The sequence below is a fragment of the Pantoea sp. MT58 genome, assembly GCF_014495885.1.
GTDB lineage: Bacteria > Pseudomonadota > Gammaproteobacteria > Enterobacterales > Enterobacteriaceae > Pantoea > Pantoea eucalypti.
The window spans coordinates 2,277,837-2,293,885 of sequence record NZ_CP061083.1 but is presented as its reverse complement, the minus strand read 5'-3'; the positions used below and the strand labels follow the sequence as shown (position 1 = coordinate 2,293,885).

The 16,049-nt window shown below is 53.5% G+C and carries 15 protein-coding genes and 3 tRNA genes; 8 read left to right on the top strand and 10 right to left on the bottom strand.

Going from position 1 to position 16,049, the window contains the following annotated elements:
* The first annotated feature begins 18 nt into the window (after window positions 1-18).
* From sufC to IAI47_RS10850, 5 genes are read left to right on the top strand one after another with little or no spacing between them, the layout of a single operon-like run.
* Window positions 19-765 (top strand): Fe-S cluster assembly ATPase SufC, encoded by a 747-nt coding sequence (gene sufC / locus IAI47_RS10870; RefSeq protein ID WP_003853225.1) that lies wholly within the window; start codon window positions 19-21, stop codon window positions 763-765.
* Complete coding sequence (gene sufD, locus IAI47_RS10865) at window positions 740-2,020, top strand: Fe-S cluster assembly protein SufD (protein ID WP_008926193.1); 1,281 nt, start codon at window positions 740-742, stop codon at window positions 2,018-2,020. Before sufC ends, sufD begins: the two co-directional genes overlap by 26 nt.
* Window positions 2,020-3,243: a cysteine desulfurase SufS gene (gene sufS / locus IAI47_RS10860; RefSeq protein WP_033743296.1), complete on the top strand. Its 1,224-nt coding sequence runs from the start codon at window positions 2,020-2,022 to the stop codon at window positions 3,241-3,243. The genes sufD and sufS overlap by 1 nt, the downstream gene beginning before the upstream one ends.
* 21 nt (window positions 3,244-3,264) lie before the next feature.
* Window positions 3,265-3,681 (top strand): cysteine desulfuration protein SufE, encoded by a 417-nt coding sequence (gene sufE / locus IAI47_RS10855; protein ID WP_003853221.1) that lies wholly within the window; start codon window positions 3,265-3,267, stop codon window positions 3,679-3,681.
* A gap of 56 nt (window positions 3,682-3,737) precedes the next feature.
* Entirely contained in the window at window positions 3,738-4,763 is a 1,026-nt protein-coding gene (locus IAI47_RS10850) for a L,D-transpeptidase family protein (RefSeq protein WP_008926195.1), read from the top strand.
* A 79-nt stretch (window positions 4,764-4,842) separates the two neighbouring features.
* Here the strand turns inward: IAI47_RS10850 and IAI47_RS10845 are convergent, their stop codons facing one another.
* From IAI47_RS10845 to IAI47_RS10820, 6 genes are all read right to left on the bottom strand, one after another.
* The gene (locus IAI47_RS10845) at window positions 4,843-5,079 is read right to left on the bottom strand and encodes a major outer membrane lipoprotein (RefSeq protein ID WP_003853216.1); all 237 of its coding nucleotides are present in this window, start codon (window positions 5,077-5,079) and stop codon (window positions 4,843-4,845) included.
* Window positions 5,080-5,382: 303 nt separating this feature from the next.
* Complete coding sequence (gene pykF / locus IAI47_RS10840) at window positions 5,383-6,795, bottom strand: pyruvate kinase PykF (protein ID WP_003853214.1); 1,413 nt, start codon at window positions 6,793-6,795, stop codon at window positions 5,383-5,385.
* A 345-nt stretch (window positions 6,796-7,140) separates the two neighbouring features.
* A tRNA-Val gene (locus IAI47_RS10835) sits at window positions 7,141-7,217 on the bottom strand.
* 11 nt (window positions 7,218-7,228) lie between these two features.
* Window positions 7,229-7,305: transfer RNA gene (locus IAI47_RS10830), tRNA-Val, on the bottom strand.
* Between the two features lie 3 nt (window positions 7,306-7,308).
* Window positions 7,309-7,385: transfer RNA gene (locus IAI47_RS10825), tRNA-Val, on the bottom strand.
* A 152-nt stretch (window positions 7,386-7,537) separates the two neighbouring features.
* Window positions 7,538-8,911, bottom strand: coding sequence for an MATE family efflux transporter (locus IAI47_RS10820; RefSeq protein WP_008926196.1), 1,374 nt, complete (start codon window positions 8,909-8,911; stop codon window positions 7,538-7,540).
* Window positions 8,912-9,114: 203 nt separating this feature from the next.
* Between IAI47_RS10820 and IAI47_RS10815 the strand changes: the two genes are divergently transcribed.
* Entirely contained in the window at window positions 9,115-9,774 is a 660-nt protein-coding gene (locus tag IAI47_RS10815) for a riboflavin synthase (RefSeq protein WP_008926197.1), read from the top strand.
* Between the two features lie 220 nt (window positions 9,775-9,994).
* Here IAI47_RS10815 and cfa read toward each other — a convergent pair whose 3' ends face one another.
* Complete coding sequence (gene cfa / locus IAI47_RS10810) at window positions 9,995-11,143, bottom strand: cyclopropane fatty acyl phospholipid synthase (RefSeq protein ID WP_003850297.1); 1,149 nt, start codon at window positions 11,141-11,143, stop codon at window positions 9,995-9,997.
* Between the two features lie 309 nt (window positions 11,144-11,452).
* Window positions 11,453-12,655, bottom strand: coding sequence for a purine nucleoside transporter PunC (gene punC, locus IAI47_RS10805; protein ID WP_008926198.1), 1,203 nt, complete (start codon window positions 12,653-12,655; stop codon window positions 11,453-11,455).
* A gap of 107 nt (window positions 12,656-12,762) precedes the next feature.
* Here punC and punR point away from each other — a divergent pair, with 107 nt between their 5' ends.
* Complete coding sequence (gene punR / locus IAI47_RS10800; protein WP_003850292.1) at window positions 12,763-13,668, top strand: DNA-binding transcriptional activator PunR; 906 nt, start codon at window positions 12,763-12,765, stop codon at window positions 13,666-13,668.
* On the opposite strand, the gene purR is transcribed toward punR, so the two are convergent.
* Window positions 13,665-14,690, bottom strand: a complete 1,026-nt coding sequence (purR, locus tag IAI47_RS10795; RefSeq protein WP_008926199.1) for an HTH-type transcriptional repressor PurR — start codon at window positions 14,688-14,690, stop codon at window positions 13,665-13,667. The two genes, punR and purR, sit on opposite strands and share 4 nt — an antisense overlap.
* 281 nt (window positions 14,691-14,971) lie before the next feature.
* Here purR and IAI47_RS10790 point away from each other — a divergent pair, with 281 nt between their 5' ends.
* The gene (locus IAI47_RS10790; RefSeq protein WP_010245592.1) at window positions 14,972-15,061 is read left to right on the top strand and encodes a YnhF family membrane protein; all 90 of its coding nucleotides are present in this window, start codon (window positions 14,972-14,974) and stop codon (window positions 15,059-15,061) included.
* Between the two features lie 43 nt (window positions 15,062-15,104).
* Here IAI47_RS10790 and IAI47_RS10785 read toward each other — a convergent pair whose 3' ends face one another.
* A complete protein-coding gene (locus IAI47_RS10785; protein ID WP_033743298.1) occupies window positions 15,105-15,914 on the bottom strand; it encodes a C40 family peptidase in 810 nt (269 codons plus the stop codon).
* Between the last annotated feature and the right edge of the window lie 135 nt (window positions 15,915-16,049).

The following is a 16,049-nucleotide window of genomic DNA, read 5'->3' as shown; positions in this document are numbered from 1 at the left end:
CAATGTGAAGGAATAAGAATGTTAAGCATTAAAGATTTGCAGGTCAGTGTTGAAGATAAAGCCATTCTGCGTGGCCTGAATCTCGAAATTAAACCAGGCGAAGTGCATGCCATCATGGGCCCGAACGGCTCAGGTAAAAGTACGCTGTCGGCTACGCTGGCAGGCCGCGAAGATTATGAAGTCACGGGCGGTTCGGTGACCTTCAAAGGCAAAGATTTGCTGGAACTGGCGCCTGAAGAGCGTGCCGGTGAAGGTATCTTTATGGCCTTCCAGTATCCGGTAGAGATTCCGGGCGTCAGCAACCAGTTTTTCCTGCAAACCTCGGTCAACGCGGTGCGCAAATATCGTCAGCAGGAAGAGCTGGATCGCTTCGATTTCCAGGACTTCATTGAAGAGAAAATTCAGCTGCTGAAGATGCCGGAAGATTTGCTGACCCGTTCAGTTAACGTCGGCTTCTCCGGTGGTGAGAAGAAGCGTAACGATATTCTGCAGATGGCAGCGCTGGAACCTGAGCTCTGCATCCTGGATGAGACCGACTCCGGTCTGGATATTGATGCCCTGAAAATAGTTGCGAATGGCGTGAACAGCCTGCGCGACGAGAAGCGCGCCTTTATCATCGTGACGCACTACCAGCGTATTCTGGACTACATCAAGCCAGACTTCGTTCATGTGCTGTATCAGGGCAAAATCGTGAAATCTGGCGACTTCTCGCTGGTGAAACAGCTGGAGGAGCAAGGTTATGGCTGGCTTACCGACGAAGAGTGATTCTGCGCTGCAACAGTGGCATCACCTGTTTGAATCGCGTGGCGACGTGCGTTCTCTGCAGGCTCAGCAGCACTGGCAGCAACTGATGCGCGTTGGCCTGCCAACCCGCAAGCATGAAAACTGGAAGTACACGCCGCTGGACACGCTGTTGTCCCAGCAGTTTGTGCTGCCCGATGCGCCTCAGACCCTGAGCGCTGAACAGGTTGATGCGCTGGCACTGCCGCTGGATGCGATCCGTCTGGTGTATGTTGACGGTCAGTTTCAGCCTGAATTCAGCAGCCGTGATGTCGAACTGTTTGAGGTTCAGCACTGCGTGGCCGCAGAGCATCGTCCGCTGCCCGCTGCGGTTCAGCCGGAAATTTTCCTGCATCTGACAGAAAGTCTGGCGGAAGAGGTCACGACCCTGCGTCTGGCACGCGGTAAATCCGCTGCGCGTCCGATCTACCTGCTGCATATCACCAGCGGCCAGCAGACGGGCATGAATACGGTTCACTATCGTCATCACCTGCAGCTTGAAGAGAGTGCAGAAGCGGAAGTCATTGAGCACTACGTTTCCCTGGATGAGCGCGCCCATTTCACTGGCACGCGCTTTACCTTTGCGGTCGGCGACAATGCAAAGCTGACCCACACTAAGCTGGCCTTTGAAAGCAGTGCCAGCTACCACTTCGCGCACAACGATCTGGTGATTGGTAACGATGGCCAGGTCAGCAGCACCAGCTTCCTGCTGGGTGCCGGCCTGTCGCGTCACAACACCAGTACGCAGCTGAACGGCGAAAATACCACGCTGGCGATTAACAGTCTGGTGCTGCCGGTGAAACAGGAAGTGGCGGACACCCGCACCTACCTGGAGCACAATAAAGGCCACTGTATGAGCCGCCAGATGCATAAAACCATCGTGCGTGATAAAGGCCGCGCGGTGTTTAATGGTCACATCAAAGTGGCTCAGCATGCGCTGAAAACTGACGGGCAGATGACCAACAACAACCTGTTGCTGGGCAAGCTTTCTGAAGTCGATACCAAACCGCAGCTGGAAATTTATGCGGATGACGTGAAATGCAGCCACGGTGCCACTATTGGTCGCATCGATGATGAGCAGATGTTCTACCTGCGTTCGCGCGGTATTGAACAGGATGCGGCGCAGACCATGATCATTCATGCATTTGCTGCAGAACTGACAGAAACGCTGGAAAACACTGTGATGCGTCAGGCCGTGCTGCAGCGTATTGCTGAACGCTTTCCCGGAGGCGACGTATGATGAACTTCGATCTCCAACGCATCAGGGCTGACTTTCCCATCCTGAAGCGTGAGGTCAACGGTCATCCGCTGGCCTATCTTGACAGTGCAGCCAGCGCACAGCGTCCACTCTCGGTGATTAACGCCGAGAGTCATTTCTACCAGCATGGCTATGCGGCCGTGCATCGCGGCATCCATACGCTGAGCCAGCAGGCAACCAGCGATATGGAGAATGTGCGCGAACAGGCTGCCCGTTTCATCAATGCGCAGTCGCAGGAAGAGATCGTCTTTGTCAAAGGCACCACCGAAGGTATCAATCTGGTGGCGAACACCTGGGGCAGCAGTAACCTCCAGGCGGGCGACAACCTAATCATCACCGAGATGGAGCATCACGCCAATATCGTTCCCTGGCAAATGCTGGCACAGCGTACGGGCGCAGAAGTGCGCGTGCTGCCATTAAATGACAATGGTGAGCTGGCCCTGGAGCATCTGGCGGGTCTGATTGACAGCCGCACCCGGTTACTGGCCGTCACGCACGTTTCAAACGTACTCGGCACCGTTAACCCGGTTAAGGCGATCGTAGCCCAGGCCAAAGCTGCCGGCGTCCTCACGCTGGTGGATGGCGCGCAGGCGGTGATGCATGACAAGGTCGACATGCAGGATATCGGCTGCGACTTCTATGTCTTCTCCAGCCATAAACTCTATGGCCCGAACGGCGTCGGGATTCTTTACGGCCGCAAAGCGCTGCTGGATGAGATGCCACCGTGGGAAGGCGGCGGTTCGATGATCGGTCAGGTCATGCTGCCCACCGGCACCACCTGGAACAGTGCGCCGTGGCGTTTTGAAGCGGGTACGCCGAATACCGGCGGTATCATCGGCTTTGGTGCGGCACTGGACTATGTACAGGCGCTGGGGCTGGACACCATTCATCAGCGTGAAACTGCACTGATGAACTACGCGCTCGATAAGCTGGGCACCGTACCCGATATTCAGATTTACGGCCCGCAGTCACGTGCCGGTGTGATTGCCTTTAATCTGGGCAAACACCACGCCTACGACGTCGGCAGCTTCCTGGATCAATATGGTATTGCGATTCGCACCGGGCATCACTGTGCGATGCCGCTGATGCAGCACTACAATGTTCCGGCGATGTGCCGTGCCTCCTTCACCTTCTATAACAGTGAAGAGGAAGTGGATCGTCTGGCTGCCGGTCTGACGCGCATTCATCGTCTGCTGGGCGGCTGAACAGTTTTAACGGAGTGAGTGATGGCGACTTTGCCTGAAAAAGAGAAACTGGTTCGCAACTTTAATCGTTGCGCCAACTGGGAAGAGAAGTACCTCTACATCATCGAACTGGGTTCAAAGCTCCCGGAATCTTCTGAAACCTTACACCAGCCGGAAAACGTGATTTCGGGTTGTCAGAGTCAGGTGTGGATCAGAATGACCCCGCAGGAAGATGGTTCGATTGCGTTTGAAGGCGACAGCGATGCCGCTATCGTTAAAGGACTGATTGCTATCGTATTTAGTCTCTATCAGAACCTTCAGCCCGCCGATATTCTGGCGCTGGATGTGCGCCACTGGTTTGGCGAACTGGCCCTGATGCAGCACCTGACTCCTACCCGGTCGCAGGGGCTGGAGGCGATGATTCGGTCTATTCGCCATACCGCTCAGAACCTCAGCTAAGTTACACTCCACAGACGCCATCCGGCGTCTGTTTTTTTATCTGACGAGAAAATTGCATGAAACCTGCTTTACGTTTAGCCGGTGCATTGCTGCTGACCTGTTTTGGGCTCTCTGCACCCGCGTTCGCCACCGAATATCCGCTGCCACCGCCTGACAGTCGCCTGATTGGCGAGAACGTCCTGACACAGGTTCCCGATGATAAACAACCCCTGGAATCGATCGCGTCCCGTTACCAGGTCGGCCTGCTGGGTCTGCTGGAGGCAAATCCCGGAACCGATCCCTGGCTGCCCAAAGCGGGCACCCAGCTGACGGTGCCGCTGCAGATGATCCTGCCAGATACGCCGCGCGAAGGGATTGTGGTGAATCTCGCCGAGCTTCGCCTCTACTACTATCCCAAAGGGGAAGATAAAGTCATCGTCTATCCCATCGGCATTGGCCAGCTGGGGGCGGCAACACCCGTCATGGTGACGCAAATCAGCCAGAAAATCCCTAATCCTACCTGGACGCCCACTCCGAACATCCGCAAGCGTTACGCCAAAGAGGGCATTACACTACCCGGCGTGGTCCCGGCCGGACCGGATAACCCGATGGGGCAGTTTGCCATGCGTCTGGCGCGCGGCACTGGCCAGTACCTGATCCACGGCACCAATGCGAAGTTTGGCATCGGCATGCGCGTCAGTTCAGGCTGCATCCGCCTGCGTTCAGAGGATATTGAAGCGCTGTTTAACGCGGCGCCAAAAGGCACGCGTGTTCAGATCATCAATCAGCCGGTGAAGTACGCCGTGGAGCCGGATGGGAAACGCTACGTGGAAGTACACCAGCCGCTATCGCATAGCGACAAAGACGATCCGCAGACCATGCCGATTGCGATCAGCGGTGACCTGAAGAAGTTTATGAAAAGTGAGAAGAGTGATAGCGCGCTGATTAAAGCCAGCTTAACGCGCCGCTCAGGCATGCCTGTGCTGGTGAGCAGTGGAGAGCCGGTACAGAGTGATACCGTGCCGCCTCCGGGGCTGGAGAGTGCTTCTGCGAGCGCGGAGAACCCGGTTTCACAGACTGAAGGTAAAGCGGTTCAACCCTGAAGCAACACGTACCCGAAAGGGCACTGAATTCAGGCAAAAAAAATGGCGCCATAAAGGCGCCATTTTTAAACCAGAACTCTTACTTACGGTAAGAGTGAGCCTGGTTGTCCAGACGCTGGTTAGCGCGAGCTGCGTCATCTTTAGCAGCCTGAACGTCTGAACGCACTGCGTTCACGTCGTTGCTCAGCTGGTCAACTTTAGCGTTCAGAGTCTGAACGTCTGAAGACAGCTGGTCGATTTTAGCGTTGCTTGAGCAACCAGCCAGCATAGTTGAAGCCAGAACTACCGCGCCCAGTACCAGTTTAGTACGATTCATTATTTATACCCTCTAGATTGAGTTAATCTCCATGTAGCGTTACAAGTATTACACAAAGCTTTTTAAGTTGAGAATAAATTTTTGATGAGAAGATGCTTAAATTTGATCGTTCGCTCAAAGAAGCAGCGGATCACAGAATATGATAAAAAAATTAAGGGAAAACAGAGAGATTTAATCGGATTAACCTTAATATTAAGAGTATTTGAATAGTTATTTTCGATTGGAATTTTCTGGTATTTGGTTTAGGTAGAAATAAAAAAAGCGCCTGACTCAGGCGCTTCAAAATAATGGCTTAAGAAAGTTTTACAGGACGTGAACGGAAGCGGTGTTGGTAGTTCCGCTTGGTACTAATGCACCGGACACCAGAACCACGACATCACCTTTCTGGCCAAAGCCACTTTCCAGCGCCGCTTCTTTACCCAGACGATAGAAATCGTCGGTTGATGCGATCTCAGTCACCAGACGCGTCTCAATGCCTTTACTCAGGATCAGCTGACGTGCAGTGGTCGGATTGGTAGTCAGCGCCAGGATAGTTGCGTTCGGGAAATATTTACGTACAGATTTCGCCGACTTACCGCCTTCGGTAGCCACCACAATCAGTGGCGCTTCCAGCTTCTCAGCGGTCTCAACAGCACCACGGCAGACGGCTTCTGTGATACGCATTTTGCGGTTATCACTCTGGCTGTCGATGCGTGACTTCATCACACGGTCGGTACGTTCGCAGATGGTCGCCATAATGGTGACTGACTCCAGCGGATAACGGCCTTTGGCGCTCTCACCTGACAGCATGACAGCATCAGTCCCATCAAGGATGGCGTTGGCGACGTCACCGGCTTCTGCGCGGGTAGGGCGCGGGTTCTTGATCATGGAATCAAGCATCTGGGTGGCTGTGATAACCACTTTGCGTGCTTTATTACATTTTTTGATCATCATCTTCTGCGCGAAGATCACTTCTTCAACCGGGATCTCAACGCCCAGGTCGCCACGTGCAACCATGATGCCGTCTGACGCTTCGAGGATTTCGTCGAAGTTATTCAGGCCTTCCTGGTTTTCAATTTTGGAGATGATCTGGATGTGTTCGCCACCGTTCTGTTTCAGGTGCTCACGAATTTCCAGCACGTCTGAACGTTTACGGATGAAAGAGGCAGCGACAAAGTCAACGCCCTGCTCACAACCAAAAATCAGATCGCGCTTATCTTTTTCAGCCAGAGCGGGCAGCTGGATAGAAACACCTGGCAGGTTAACGCCTTTGTTCTCACCCAGATCGCCATTGTTCAGGACTTTACACACCACGGTATTTTCAGTGACTTCGGTCACTTCCATGCCGATCAGGCCATCATCGACCAGCACTGTGTTGCCGATTTTCAGGTCAGCCGTGAAGCCTGGATAGGTAACTGCAACGCGTTCGCTGTTACCGATCACGCTCTGATCAGTCGTAAAGGTAAATGTCTGGCCGGCTTTCAACGCCGCATCGTTACCGCCTTCCAGCTTCATCGTGCGGATTTCAGGGCCTTTGGTATCCAGCAGAATCGCGGCCTGACGACCGGTTTTTTGCATAACGGCACGCATATTGGTGATGCGCTGACCATGCTCGGCATAGTCGCCGTGAGAGAAGTTAAGACGCATGACATTCATGCCAGCTTCGAGGAGCTGAGTCAGCATCTCTTCGGATTCGGTTTTCGGGCCGATTGTACAAACGATTTTAGTCTTTTTCATGACGGATTTTCTGTAAGTTGTGATGGATGAATAAGGGCGGAATTCGATGGCAGCGCATCGAAGTGAAATTTCTGATTGAGACTGAAAAGGGCAGTACTGAGTAAGAATAGGTGACGAAGGCCAGGCGTGCAGGGAAGTTGTGCGGTTACGGTTGGTAACCACCACGCTGTTGTTGCGCAAATCATTTGAGTTATCGCAGTAAGCACGTGATCGCTGAAACCTTTCAAGTAAGCAACGCGGGACAGTATAGACGCTAAGTATGCGAAAACCAATCAAAAAGCAGAGGGGAGAAGCGATGCAGATCAATAAAAGGAGGCGTTGCGCAAACTGAAGGAATTCTGAAAGTGGTGCGCTCTAATGGACTCGAACCATCGACCCCCACCATGTCAAGGTGGTGCTCTAACCAACTGAGCTAAGAGCGCATACTAAATATTGGTGCGTCCGAGTGGACTCGAACCACCGACCCCCACCATGTCAAGGTGGTGCTCTAACCAACTGAGCTACGGACGCACTTGGTGCGCTCTAATGGACTCGAACCATCGACCCCCACCATGTCAAGGTGGTGCTCTAACCAACTGAGCTAAGAGCGCAACATGCTGTCAGGGCGACAGCGGGGACGAATATTAACGGCAGTGTGTAAGCCTGGCAAGGGGAAAATAGTTTTTTCGCCATGACTGAGCAGCAACTGTGCTAACCGTCGTTTTTTTCGACATTGCGGGCCACGAATGACCCGCGTTTAAAGCTATCGTGCTGCACGTGTCAGGATGATGTCCGCCGGTAACTGCTGTAACCGCCTGATACGCCAGAGCATCATCAAAGCCGCTGAGGTCAGACCGATAATAAAACCGCACCAGAAACCCGCCGGACCCATCCGCGGCACAATCCAGTCGGTCAGTGCCAGCAGGTAGCCCGCGGGCAGTCCCAGCAGCCAGTAAGCGATAAAGGTAATGAAGAAAATCGACCGCGTATCTTTATAGCCGCGCAGGATCCCGCTGCCAATCACCTGTATCGAGTCCGAAAACTGATAAATGGCCGCCAGCAGCATCAGCTGTGCCGCCAGTGTCACCACCTCGGAATTATCGTTATAGAGCAGGGCGATCTGATGACGAAACGTGACGGTAAAAATCGCGGTCAGCGCGGCCATGCTGATGCCCACGCCCTGGGCGGTCCAGGCCGCGACCCGTGCCTGCTCGGTGGAACCCTGACCCAGACGATAACCGACGCGAATGGTGGTCGCGACACCCAGCGACAGCGGCAACACAAACATCAGTGAACTGAAGTTCAGCGCAATCTGGTGACCCGCCACATTGACGATACCCAGTGGCGAGACCAGCAGAGCAACAACGGCAAACAAGGTGACCTCAAAAAAGAGTGCCAATGCCACTGGCAATCCCAGCGTCATCAGGCGGCTCAGAATTGGACGCGAAGGAGGCGACCAGCGGCTCTCAAGCCGGATATCACGCATGCTGCCCATCCGGCGCACCCAGAAGCGCATACAGATAAACATCACCCAGTAAACAGAGGCGGTCGCTACACCACAGCCGACACCCCCCAGGGCAGGCATGCCGAAGTGCCCATAAATAAAGACATAGTTGAGCGGGATGTTGAACATCAAGCCCAGAAAGCCCAGCACCATGCCGGGTTTGGTTTTCGACAGCCCCTCGCACTGGTTGCGCAGCACCTGGAAGAAGAGGTAGCCAGGCGCGCCAAACAGCAGGGCATGCAGATAGCCTTCTGCTTTCAGCGCCAGCGCAGGATCGATGTCATGCATCGCCCGGATGAGATAGCCTGCATGCCATAACAGCACCATAATCAGCAGCGAGACGAAGAAAGCGAGCCAGTATCCCTGGCGAATCTGTTCGCCGATGCGTTCGCGGCGACCTGAACCGTTGAGTTGCGCAACGGTGGGCGTCAATGCAAGCAGAAGACCATGGCCAAACAGGATGGCCGGAAGCCAGACAGAGGTGCCGACAGCAACGGCGGCCATATCCGTGGCGCTGACTGCACCGGCCATAATGGTATCCACAAATCCCATTGCGGTTTGCGCCACCTGAGCAAGGATGACTGGAATCGCAAGGGCCAGCAATTGACGCGCTTCTGTTAAATACTTCTGCACGTTAACACCTGACTTGTTGAAAGAATTAAAAGGGCAGAAAAGCCCAGGAAATTGCGCGGGCTAGTGTAACTGGCGCAATAGCATTCGCCAATCTTTGTCACACAATGCGTTTTACGCCGTCATTAAATAGAGGGCGTCGGCTGAAATCTAACACCTGACCTGAGCTGTGATAAACTAGCGCAAACTTCGCAGAGGCAAAGACTATGTTTACCGGTATTGTGCAGGGCACCGCAGAAATCGTGTCCATTGAAGAGAAAGAACTGTTTCGTACCCACACTGTCCGACTGCCGGACGCGCTTTTACCGGGTCTGGCGCTGGGCGCATCTGTCGCGCACAACGGTTGCTGTTTAACCGTGACGGCAATTGACGGCGACTGCGTCAGTTTTGATTTAATTAAAGAGACCTTGCGGGTAACTAACCTGGGTGATTTACGTCAGGGTGATGTGGTCAATATTGAGCGTGCAGCCCGATTCAGCGATGAAATAGGCGGTCATCTGATGTCAGGTCATATTATGACCACCGCTGAGATCTGCAGGATTATCCAGTCAGAACATAACCGCGAAGTCTGGTTTAAAATCCAGGACCCGACGCAGATGAAATATATTCTGCATAAAGGTTTTGTCGGCATCGACGGTATCAGCCTGACAGTCGGCGATGTGACGAAAACCAAATTCTGCGTCTATCTGATCCCGGAAACGCTGGAGCGCACCACGCTGGGCGCGAAGACGTTTGGCGATCGGGTTAATATTGAGATCGATCCACACACGCAGGCAATCGTAGAGACCGTTGAGCGGGTATTAGCACAACGCGATGCCGCAGCAGCGATGAGCATGCTGACCGGCCAGACTGACGCCGAGAGCTAATAAGCGGCAAAGATTGCTGGGGAGCCCATCCGGGTGAATCTGGCAGCGATATAATAGCCTGAAGCACAGGGAACACAGTCAGAAGAGGAAAGCGTCCCCCGCCACGGATAACGGGTTTGTCTCTTTCAAATCTTTCTGTGTTCCTGTGCTGTTACACGCTCAAAACTGAACAGGCCCCTTTTTAAAGCCCCTGGCGCGGCAGCATCTTCTTAACATGACCCTACCGCGCCACCCGTAATCCGCCCTCAACACCGCGACTGAACACAATCTGCCACAGCTGAATATCACGCGCCCGGAAGGCACCGGCACAGGCATTGAGATAATAAGAGAACATCCGCTTAAAGCGTTCACCATATTTATCCGCCAGTTCTGGCCAGGCCTGCACAAAGCGTTCATGCCAGGCCATCAATGTTTTGTCGTAATCAGCACCAAAGTTATGCCAGTCTTCCAGAATAAAGTGGGGCTCGCTGGCATCCGCCACATGACGCACTGACGGCAGACAACCATTGGGGAAGATATATTTATCGATCCAGGGATCGACGCTCATATCGGTCTTAATTGCACCAATAGTGTGAAGCAGGAAAATACCGTCAGGTTTTAAATTACGATCGACCACATCAAAATAGGTGGCGTAATTTTTTGGCCCGACATGTTCGAACATTCCCACTGAAACAATACGATCAAACTGCTCATTCAGATCGCGATAATCCTGCAACAGAATTGTGACGTCTAATCCGTTACAGCGCTGCTGCGCCAGTTTTTGCTGTTCGGCGGAAATCGTCACGCCATGCACTTTGACGCCGTAATGACGTGCAGCAAATTCCGCGAGTCCGCCCCAGCCACAGCCAATATCCAGCAGCGACATCCCGGGTTCCAGCGCTAATTTCCGGCAGATCATATCCAGCTTGGCTTCCTGTGCTGTCGCCAGCGTCGTGGCCTCTTTCCAGTAGCCACAGGAATATTGCATATAAGGATCAAGCATCAGTGAAAAAAGATCGTTGCCGAGATCGTAATGCTCTTTACCGACAATCCAGGCCCGTTTTTTTGATTGCAGATTCGTTAAGCGAGCGGCGGCAATGCGCAACGTATCTTTAAAGTGGTGAGGCAATTGCTGATCGAGTTTATGTTTAAGTACGTGGTGAAAGAACATATCCAGCCGGTCACACTCCCACCATCCATCCATATAGCTCTCACCGAGCCCAAGTGAACCCTCCTGCAGAACACGTTTAAAAAAACCTGGATGCGTAACATGAATATCCCATGGACGTGAACCATTGATTTCGACATCCGCTGATTCCAGCAGTTCATGAACGATGCGATACCAATGGTTCTCTTCCGGGCTCACTACTTCAGCATAAGATGAACTCATAGCTTTTCCACCACCTGTCCAATCTGAACCTGAACAAAGAGTAGCCAATTTCGTCAGGCATTGAGAAACGTTACGGATGACTCCGCACACCGGTTATTGTGTGATACAGAGGACTGGAATAGCCTGCAGCTGGACGGGCAAGATGAGAATAACGCGCGCGAATACCTTCCCGGCAACAGGGTGCCAATCAGATTATTACGTTATTATATTGTTGATTTATTACAGATTTGTTGACCCGAATGAGTATATTCTCACGCGGGTCAATATTCAATGACTTATTGTTAGGATGCTAACTAAGAAGTCAGTGTGTCAGTGATTATCCTGGCAGGCAGGTTGCGCTGAGGCAACAACACTTTGTGCGCTGGCGGCACGCTGCATGGCGAAGCCGAACAGCGCGAGCACAATGGTCGCCGTCATCGTGAGTGTGGTGGTAAACAGCGCCTGAGTTAATCCGGCTGATACTGCCAGGCTTGCGGCGAAGCACAGACCTAACTGCAGTGTGTTCTGCAATGCGGCCGCTTTGCCGGTAGCATTCGGGAAGGGCATTAATGCACTGGAGACCACAATCGGATAGATCGCGCCGTTCGCCAGCGCCATGCCGCAGAATGGAACCATCAGGTTAACCAGCGTGCTGTTGCCGGCAAGCGCAACAGCAAACAGCGCCAGAATGCTCAGGCTGTAGATACCCAGTAACCAGGGCAGCAACTGTGAACCGTTAAAGCGGTTGAGCAGGGCGCGACAGCCGAAGCCACCTATTAAAAAGGCGAGGGTCTGTGGCACATAACTCAGGCCGATGTCGGCAGGCGAGAGACCCAAATCTGCCAGAATAAACGGCGAACCCGTCAGCCAGGCAAAGAAGCTGGCAGAACAGGCAGAGTAAATCAGCACGTTGCCGCTATAAACCCGCGATTTGAGCAGAGTAAAGAAACCCGGCTGTGCCTTTTTTTCACCTGCGACTTTGCGAACAGTGGGCAGACGCAACGTGGTCAGAATCAGCGCTACCGCAATCAGGGTCAGCACCAGGAAGATTGAACGCCAGTGGAAATGACCAATCAGCCAGGCGCCCAGCAACGGGGCCAGTGCCGGAGAGAGTGCAACCAGCGGCATAATGGTGGCAAAGACTTTGTTGGCACGTGCGGCAGGGTAGCGATCCACGACCAGTGCCTGCCAGCTAACAGCAGCAGCACAGACGCCAATCGCCTGAACAAAACGCAGCGCCAGCATCAGATAGATATCATTGACCCACAGCATGCCTGCACAACCGACCCCAAACATGACCAGCCCGGTCAGCAGCACAGGTTTACGGCCGATGCGATCGGAGAGGGGTCCCCAGAAGAGCTGACCCACAGCGAAGCCTCCCAGAAAGAGACTCATACTGGCGCTGATCAGGCCGGGTGAGGTGTTAAACGTTTGCTGCATCGCGCCGAAGGCGGGCAGGTACATATCGGTGGCTAAAAAGCCGAGCATGCTCAGCAGGGCAAGGTAAGGCATAAATCCTTTATTCGACAACATCTCATTCTCATTTTTGCAGGATAAACGCGGCAGAGTGTAAAAGGTGCGTTTGCTGCTGTGAAACGGTAATATTTGCCGCTTGCTGTTAAAAATTTTGAAGGCAGATTATGTGGTCAGAATATGCATTAGAAGTGGTTGACGCAGTCGCCCGTGGCGGCAGCTTTAGCGCTGCTGCGCAGGAGTTACATCGGGTGCCCTCTGCCATCAGTTACACGGTGCGGCAGCTGGAGAGCTGGCTGGCGGTGCCGCTGTTTGAGCGTCAGCACCGTGAAGTGGTACTGACTCCGGCAGGCGAGCATTTTGTCCGTGAAGGGCGCAGCGTCATCAAAAAAATGCTAGCCACACGACGACAGTGTCAGCAGCTGGCCAACGGCTGGCGCGGTCAGCTCAGCATCGCGGTTGACCGTATCGCTAAACCTCAGCGCACCCGGCAACTGGTTAAAGATTTCTATCGCCATTTCCCCGACATGGAGCTGATCATCAGTTATGAAGTTTTTAACGGCGTCTGGGATGCGCTGGCCGATGGCCGGGTAGAAGTGGCCATTGGGGCCACCCAGGCGATTCCGGTGGGCGGACGTTTTGCGTTTCGCGATATGGGCACACTCAACTGGCGCTGCGTGGTCGCGCCCGATCATCCCCTGACGCAGGCGAGCCAGATCGATGACGACACGCTGCGTAGCTGGCCGTCACTGGTGCTGGAAGATACTTCACGCGCACTGCCGCGCCGAATGACATGGACGCTGGATAACCAGCGCAGGCTGGTGGTGCCGGAATGGCAAACCGGGCTGGAGTGCGTGCAGGCGGGATTGTGTGTGGCGATGGTGCCCGGTCATCTTGCCAGGCCACTGCTCGACAGCGGCGATCTGGTTGAACTGACTCTGCCGGTGGCGTTTCCGGACAGTCCCTGCTGTGTCAGCTGGGCTGAGGATCGCGCATCACCGGCGACTGGCTGGTTGCTCAGCTACCTGGGTGATGCGCAAACGCTTAATCAGGAGTGGTTAAGCGAGGATTAACGGCGATAGTCGCGGAATGGACCGTCGGCCACCGAGCGGCGCTCAATCAGCGTAGGGTGTACTTCAATCGTCTGTGACACTTCACGCTTACTGGTGATGCGGTCCAGCAGCATATCCAGCGCTTTTTCACCTAACTGAGCTTTAGGCTGATGCACGGTGGTCAGGGCCGGTGCGAAATAGCGGGCGTTGCGCACATTATCATAACCGATCACCGAAATATCCTGCGGTACGCGCAAACCCATTTCGTCGGCGGCGCAAATTGCACCCATTGCCATGATATCACCACCGCAGAACACCGCCGTCGGGCGCTGTTTCTGTGACAGGATCTGCTGCATCGCCTGATAGCCCGACTCCGGCTCAAAGTCACCCTGGACAATCCACTCGGCGCGCGGCTGAATACCTGCTTCTTCCAGCGCCTTCAGGAAACCGGCATGACGTCCGCCACCGGTATTGCGCTCCATCTGACCGGGAATAGCACCAATGTCGCGGTGACCGCGTTCAATCAGATAGCGTCCTGCCAGATAGCCGCCCTGGAAAGCATTATCGAGCACCGTGTCGGTGAAGTCGGCGCGCGATTCGCCCCAGTCCATCACCACCATTGGAATATTACGGTTCTCTTCCAGCATCTGCAGCAGGTCGTCTGGATATTCTGAGCACATCACCAGCAGACCATCGACACGCTTCTGCGCCATCATGCTGAGATAGGCGCGCTGTTTTTGCAGATCGTTATGCGAATTCCCCAGAATCAGCGTATAGCCTTTGTCAAAACAGTGATTCTCAATCGCTTCAATAATCTCTGCGAAATAGGGGGCTTCGCTGGAGGTCGCCAGCAGGCCCAGCGTTCTGGTGTGATTCACTTTCAGGCTGCGCGCCACGGCGCTTGGCGAATAGTGCAGTTCTTTTATCGCCTGCCAGACCGCGTTGCGCGTCTCTTCTGCGACAAAGCGGGTTTTATTGATGACGTGCGAAACTGTCGTCGTTGAGACGCCAGCGCGTTTCGCCACATCTTTAATTGTTGCCATGAAAATCGGACTCCAGTGCTTATCTAACTCTATGATAAGCGTAGTGTTAAACGTTTGCGTCTGCTCAGGGTTTTTTCCGCAAAAATGCCGCGTTTCTGGCCGGTTTACAGGCCGCTGGCGAAAATAAAACGCCTGAAAACCGGCGCAAACGGAATCAGGATTGCGCGCGTTGCGCAACAAAGGCGGGATTCTAACAAGGCTGAACGGATAAAACGAGATTTTTACCGGGCCCTGTGGGAAAATGCGATATCCCCACAAATTGTGTGACTAAGGAGCAAACAATGAGTACCGATCTTAAACTGGCTTTAATGACGACTGCGGGCTGTCTGCTGATGATTGTAGCCTTTAGTTTTACCGCCATTCTGCACTAAAAAAAAGCCGGGAATCTCCCGGCTTTTTACGACTGTTTTCTGGTTAGCGTATGGTTTTCGGCGTCATCACACGACGGGCACCAATGTAATGACGCTGCCAGTAATCTTCCCCTAATGCGCTAATCTGAATGTCTTTTCCGGTACGCGGTGACTGGATAAACTTGCCATCTCCCAGGTACACGCCAACGTGATCCGCTGTACCGCGACCATTAATACGGAAGAAGACCAGATCGCCTTTCTCCAGCGACTCACGCTTGATGGGTGCGGCGTCACGCAGGTGATACATCTCATTAGCGGTACGCGGAATCTTAAACTTCACCAGATCTTTATAGGCGTACCAGACCAGGCCGCTGCAATCGAAGCCGGTATGCGGCGAAGTGCCGCCCCACTGGTAGGGTTTACCCAGCTGGCCCATCAGTTTGGTCATCGCGGTTTCGCGAGCCTTCTGATAACGCTGACGGTGGGATTTGCTCATTTTAATCGTGCCCGGCTCGCTGGTGGTGACCTCAGCGGTTTTTAGCAGGCGCTGATGGCCATAGCGTTTCTTCTCTTTGTTCTTTTGCAGGCTTTTGCTTATACGGGCGGTTTTAAGCGAGGTCTTCTTAGCAGGCGTCTGTTTGGCAGTGAGTTCGACTTTTTTCTGTTTTTTCGTTTTAAGTTTTTGAACAGGGCTGAGGCGAGTCTTTTTCGTCACCGTTTTTACCTGGCGACGTTTGCGGCGTTCATCGTCGCGCGCACTCTTTTTTTCTGCTTTATGCGTACTGACGTTCACCGGCGTGTGCGGTGAAGCAGCAGCGACGTTGAAAAACAGTTGCGCAATGGCCAGCATGAAAAGCGTAATGATTAAACGCATAGTCCGTTGATTAGTTAAGTTGTCAGGGCCACTACGCACCGCGACAAAGTTGAGATTAATCTGATCCAGGATCAGGGCCCAGGCCATTCTAGTCCAGTTCGTTTAAAAACTGTAATGCCTTTTAATATTAATCTG

What these genes read in the sequence shown, in the direction of transcription:
- sufC (WP_003853225.1), top strand. Translation starts at nt 19, where the DNA reads ATGTTAAGCATTAAAGATTTGCAGGTCAGTGTTGAAGATAAAGCCATT.
- sufD (WP_008926193.1), top strand. Translation starts at nt 740, where the DNA reads ATGGCTGGCTTACCGACGAAGAGTGATTCTGCGCTGCAACAGTGGCAT.
- sufS (WP_033743296.1), top strand. Translation starts at nt 2,020, where the DNA reads ATGAACTTCGATCTCCAACGCATCAGGGCTGACTTTCCCATCCTGAAG.
- sufE (WP_003853221.1), top strand. Translation starts at nt 3,265, where the DNA reads ATGGCGACTTTGCCTGAAAAAGAGAAACTGGTTCGCAACTTTAATCGT.
- IAI47_RS10850 (WP_008926195.1), top strand. Translation starts at nt 3,738, where the DNA reads ATGAAACCTGCTTTACGTTTAGCCGGTGCATTGCTGCTGACCTGTTTT.
- IAI47_RS10845 (WP_003853216.1), bottom strand. Translation starts at nt 5,079, where the DNA reads ATGAATCGTACTAAACTGGTACTGGGCGCGGTAGTTCTGGCTTCAACT.
- pykF (WP_003853214.1), bottom strand. Translation starts at nt 6,795, where the DNA reads ATGAAAAAGACTAAAATCGTTTGTACAATCGGCCCGAAAACCGAATCC.
- IAI47_RS10815 (WP_008926197.1), top strand. Translation starts at nt 9,115, where the DNA reads ATGTTTACCGGTATTGTGCAGGGCACCGCAGAAATCGTGTCCATTGAA.
- cfa (WP_003850297.1), bottom strand. Translation starts at nt 11,143, where the DNA reads ATGAGTTCATCTTATGCTGAAGTAGTGAGCCCGGAAGAGAACCATTGG.
- punC (WP_008926198.1), bottom strand. Translation starts at nt 12,655, where the DNA reads ATGTTGTCGAATAAAGGATTTATGCCTTACCTTGCCCTGCTGAGCATG.
- punR (WP_003850292.1), top strand. Translation starts at nt 12,763, where the DNA reads ATGTGGTCAGAATATGCATTAGAAGTGGTTGACGCAGTCGCCCGTGGC.
- purR (WP_008926199.1), bottom strand. Translation starts at nt 14,690, where the DNA reads ATGGCAACAATTAAAGATGTGGCGAAACGCGCTGGCGTCTCAACGACG.
- IAI47_RS10790 (WP_010245592.1), top strand. Translation starts at nt 14,972, where the DNA reads ATGAGTACCGATCTTAAACTGGCTTTAATGACGACTGCGGGCTGTCTG.
- IAI47_RS10785 (WP_033743298.1), bottom strand. Translation starts at nt 15,914, where the DNA reads ATGCGTTTAATCATTACGCTTTTCATGCTGGCCATTGCGCAACTGTTT.